Annotated in this window: 5 protein-coding genes; all 5 read right to left on the minus strand. The window is 43.2% G+C overall.

What is annotated here, in order from left to right:
• Nucleotides 1–298: ATP-dependent carboxylate-amine ligase (locus ENN47_07325; protein HDP77978.1), on the minus strand; the 298-nt coding region annotated here is incomplete at its 3' end.
• Nucleotides 299–397: 99 nt separating this feature from the next.
• On the minus strand, nucleotides 398–1,627 hold the full coding sequence (locus ENN47_07330) for a hypothetical protein (protein ID HDP77979.1): 1,230 nt from the start codon (nucleotides 1,625–1,627) through the stop codon (nucleotides 398–400).
• A 53-nt stretch (nucleotides 1,628–1,680) separates the two neighbouring features.
• Nucleotides 1,681–2,901 (minus strand): glycosyltransferase family 4 protein, encoded by a 1,221-nt coding sequence (locus ENN47_07335; protein ID HDP77980.1) that lies wholly within the window; start codon nucleotides 2,899–2,901, stop codon nucleotides 1,681–1,683.
• A gap of 78 nt (nucleotides 2,902–2,979) precedes the next feature.
• Complete coding sequence (locus ENN47_07340; protein HDP77981.1) at nucleotides 2,980–4,386, minus strand: hypothetical protein; 1,407 nt, start codon at nucleotides 4,384–4,386, stop codon at nucleotides 2,980–2,982.
• Nucleotides 4,379–4,939, minus strand: a 561-nt coding sequence (locus tag ENN47_07345) for a glycosyltransferase family 2 protein (protein HDP77982.1), incomplete at its 5' end; no start/stop codon positions are given. The genes ENN47_07345 and ENN47_07340, both read right to left, overlap by 8 nt.

Below are 4,939 nucleotides of genomic sequence, written 5' to 3' on the forward strand. Positions count from 1 at the left end.
CTTTTGGCGACCAGATTATCAAATCGAATTTCGAAGCCCTCTCAATCCAGTCAGATCTGCGATATTCATAAATGGAATAGGGAAATCCATTCTTCTCCAAAAAGGACGCGTACTTTGTCCAGTAGGTAACAGCATTGCAGTCTTGAGTCAGTCCTACAAAAGGTCTCTTTATCTCGTCAGGCCAATCGATTTTCACTTCCTCGTAATGGAATTTCCCTGGATCATCATAGGTCGGACTAGTAGACTCTGGACACCAGAGAATCCTCTCCATCAATTTCCTCTTTGTTCCATCAAACAATACGTTTCCTCCGCTCTCAATCTTCTGTGGTACTCATCTGCTGCTCTCATTCGCTCGCTGACTAACCATAGAGTTCGAGTATCTCTTGTGTAGTTATCTTCATGAGGATCGTAGACGCTTTGAAAGAAGCCGACTACGAGTTCTCTTCACACTATCATGAGAAGCTTCAAGAATGAAATCAGAAATAGGCTTCATCTTAACAGCCCAATCTAGTGCCTTCACAGCGTGGTCCCTCAGGATTATTCTACCGTCATCCGGTCCATTGTAGATCTCTATCGCCATCGTAACCAGTTCATCGATATCAATAGGGTCTTCACCATACTCGACTTTCTTCACATATGGTTCGAGGCCAGTGAAATCGGGGTCATCAGTTGCGTGTACAAACGGTAAGCCTCTCGCGCAGAACTCTCTGTGTTTCAATGGCGAAGGATACTGTCCTCCAATCTTTTGTAAGGCAAGCGAGCCAATGCCTATGTGGGACTTGTCAAACAAATCATCAAGTCTCTTCCCATCAACAACACCATGAAACTTGACACTTTCATCGACATTCAAGCTATGCACCAACTTACGCAGGTTCTCGATTTCATTTCCGTCACCGGCGATGTTAAATATTACTTTGTACTCACCTTTGTAGTCAGCAATTCCCTTGATAATTCGATCGTATCCATGATAGCTCGTGATCTTACCAAGCCCAAGAAGCTCTACAGTTCTGTGCAGATAAGGAGTCTTTCTAACAGTCAATTCATCGACTCCAACGCCGTTAGTAGTCAGAAGCACTCCCTGCCTTTCAAAACCACTTACTCCTGAAACTCCAACAATAAGATCCACGTGTCTCTCCAGAATTGATGCAAAACTCCTCTCCAGAATACTCCGAGGCAGAGTGTGGGAGAGCCTGTATTCGCTTGTCCAAGGGTAGGTGGGATACTCCCAGATAATCTTGCACTGCCTAGAGAGAGTTCTTAAGAACCTCATGACTAAATGAGAAAGAGCAAATCTCCTGATGTATACTGCATCGATTTCCTTCTTCTTGCACCATTCCTGTGTGAAGCGCATGATTTGCGACAGAACGTGCTGATTCTTGATCCTCTTGAGTATGCTTGCCCTATTCGTAATAGATGCCATTCTTCTGCCAAAGTGAAAACAGGATTCTCTTTCAAATTCCGATTTGACAACTCTGTAAATAACAAACTCGGTATTTCTAAGGATTCCTAGAAATACCGAATGACCAAGCTTTTCGAATGCTACACACTGAGACCTGACTTTCTTGAGAAATCCCAGTGATTTCGACTCTTCGTTGAGGATCGTGAAATACAACAATGAGTTATTCATGACATCATTACTCCTAACGAAGACTGTTAATAAGCTGCTAAGCCGTCGAGTCTTCAACAATGATTGTGACCGGCAAGATCTGTAAAAGTTTTATCATATTGAGTTCCAACTCTCTCCCATGAAAACTGCCTCACGTGTTCCATCATTTGCTCTTTTCCCATCTTTTCTGCAGATTTCTCGATTGCTTCTGCTAGTTCTACCGAGTCGTATTTCTCGACAAGTTCAAAGCAATCTGGATGATAGATGTCCCTAACTCCTTCAAGATCTTTCATAGTAACAACTGGAAGTCCGCAAGCGAGCGCCTCAAGAAATACGAGGCCGAAAGCTTCTGAGATGGATGTTAGAACAAATAAATCGCATTCGCTGTAAGCTTCGATAAGTTTGTCTCCCAGCAGTCTACCCGTGAAATGGATTCTCTTGGCCAGTCCATTTGCGTGCACGAAATCATGTAAATTATCGCTTTCAGGTCCGTCTCCAACAATCACATATTCGTAGTTTTCGGAGAGATGTTTCATTGCTTCAAGCACTTTGATATGATTCTTTCTCTTTATCAAGCTGCCCACCGTGATGAGCTTAATTCTATTGCTTTGTGTTCTGCCTTTCTCACTGAGATTCCTTTCTCGAATTTCAGACGCCCTATTTAGGAATTCATGTGAAATCCCGTTACCAATCACCGAACATAATTTCTCGCTGTAGCCTATTTCACTTACAATTCTGTCTCTTAACCCCGAACTCACACAAATGATGGGTATTTTGCTGACGTCAAGGAATCCGAAGAAGTCTTTGAGAAAAACTTTCAGATTATATCTAACTTCCTCCTCTTCCGATATACCATGGGAAGTGAAGGCAAAGGGAATACGTGATTCCACGGCCGAGAGAATCATTGGCAAGCGATCGAGATTGTTGCCGTGTATGCTTATGATGTCAGGTTTGATTCGATCTATTAATTTTTTCCAGTAGAGTCTTACACCGAGAAACCTGGCTTCTTCAAGCAAAGAAGGATGTTCGTAATACTTCGCCGCATTCTTTTCACTCTTAAGAAGCTTCCATACTATCTTTGGTGAGGCTTTGAATAGTTCCCACAGTTTTTTTCTCGGCAAAATGTGGAGAGCTTTCTCCGAACTCCCAGTGAAATCATGAAGTGTCGCCAAGTAGACTTCATGACCTAACTTCGACAGCGATCTTGCTATCTCATACGTTGCCATCGCGGCCCCGCCGGCGAACTGACCGCCTTGGTTCACAGGAGCCATCCCAGGTCCAATAAGTACTCTCACAGTAGATTCTCCCCTATTTGTTCATCAAACTCCGAAAAGGAATGGGTAATTCCAAAGTCCCCCTTCGCAATTACCTCATTACTCTAAATGCCCTTCAAGTAGCTTGTCCAAAACGCTTACCAATCTAGCTCCAGAATCATTGACCATGAATCTGTCATCAACAAAAGTCAGATTCTGGCTAGTGCACTTATCGATTGCTTCGCCAACGGACCTTTCCTGGAAAACAACACCCGAAAAACCCTTCAAAGCTTCAAGATGCTTCTGGTGGTCTTCGAATCTCAGAACAACGGTTGGTACAGAGTACTGAAGAGCATCTAGTGCACATGTTGAAGAGATGGTCAAGTGAATGTCTGCTATCTTAAGCAATTCAAAAACCGAGAATGTGGATACGATAACATTCTTATTCCGAAGGGTCGCGTACTTATCCTTCTGCTCACTGGGGTGCGGCTTAATTATTACGAAATAACCCCTTTTACTCAGCGAAGCCACGGCTTCGACATAAGCTTTCGCTTCGTAGATTGGTTGTGTAGTGATCAAAGCCACTTGCCTACCTTTTGAATCATCTTTGATGCCTTGCACTTCAAGAATTGCTGGGGCGTTCCTAACTGACTCGATATAATAATTGCCCACCACATGTATGTTTTCCGGTCTGTAAAGAACGCTTTCACTGATAAGAACCTCTCTAAATGCCTCACCATACACGAGCATCTCATCGGGCGTGTCGATTCTGACTACTCCATGTTTATATATATATCCAGCGTGAAATCTGTTTATTATTCCGTGCTGGATCTCCACAACTGGGATTTCACGAAGCTTTGCCGCGTAGGTTAGCGCTCTTGAAGAAAGATTGTACGAACAGACCTCGAGTATTAGTTTCGGAGTGAGCCAATCAAGAAGATCTTTCATCAAAGAAACCAGTGCGATATATCTTGGTATCACTTTGCGGATGCTTGCAGTGAATCTCTCAGCTGCTGATGAATCCAAGAATCCTACTATAAGGTTTTTTATTTTGCTGAGAACAGCATCAGTACGTTTTTGGTGACCTCCTGCTTTGATTAGGCTCTTTGTAAGAAGATTCATTCCTGATATTCTCTGCTTCGTAAATACGTTCTTCCTTGGATTAGGGACTGAGACATTAGGTATCTCGATAATCGAATAGCTATACCGAGTCAGTTTTCCAATCCAGTCGATGTATATATCAAACTCTGATCCTTCAAATTTTCTTCTGGTTGTGTTCGCAGATATCGCCAGAATCTTGTTTTCCTTGGGAAGCCTAAAATTCAACAATGACGAAGCCATCATTGAGAGCATTCTTAGACTCTTCGAATTAGCGTACCGAGAGCTAAAATCCCCCGTTAGGTGAGAATACAGGCTTGTCCTCACCACATTCCAAAGGGGAATCTCATCTATTTGCAGTTCTGCGCATGAATCGCCTCGCTCTTCCTCTATCTTCGATATAATGGATAGTGCCTTTGCGCTATCCATTAGCGAATATCCTTTGCAAAAGCCCCTTCAACGATCCTAGACCGTACGCTATATGGAGAACAATGAATCCAACAAACGCAGGCAAGAGAAGAGCTGACTTTCCGGGTCTCAGTGAAATCCCTAACGATGCTATTAGCAATAACGAAATGTATAGAGTAATAACAACTAGATAGGGAATTCGCACGAAAGGCACCCATATGGAAATCAAACCAAATACAAGAAGGAAGGAGACGAAAAGGAATGGAACGATGTGCCTTAAGGAAAATGGCATGTTTGAGAACCGAGAACCTGCGATTACCCAATAACCATTTCCAAAGCTATTCCTCCACAGATCCCCGTAGGTCGACCTGGCGTAATAATTAAACTCTATGTCCGGGTAAAGAATGATTCTGCCTCCGGCACGCTTCAGTCTCAGATTCAGTTCGATATCTTGATTCCTAACAAGCTGCTCATTGAAATAGCCGATTCTGTCGAAAACCTCTCGTTTGTAGCAACCGAAAGGAACAGTATCTACCTCTGTGGGTTTGGTTACGCCTGTCCTAAACTTGGCACC

Source organism: Mesotoga infera, from assembly GCA_011045915.1.
GTDB lineage: Bacteria > Thermotogota > Thermotogae > Petrotogales > Kosmotogaceae > Mesotoga > Mesotoga infera_D.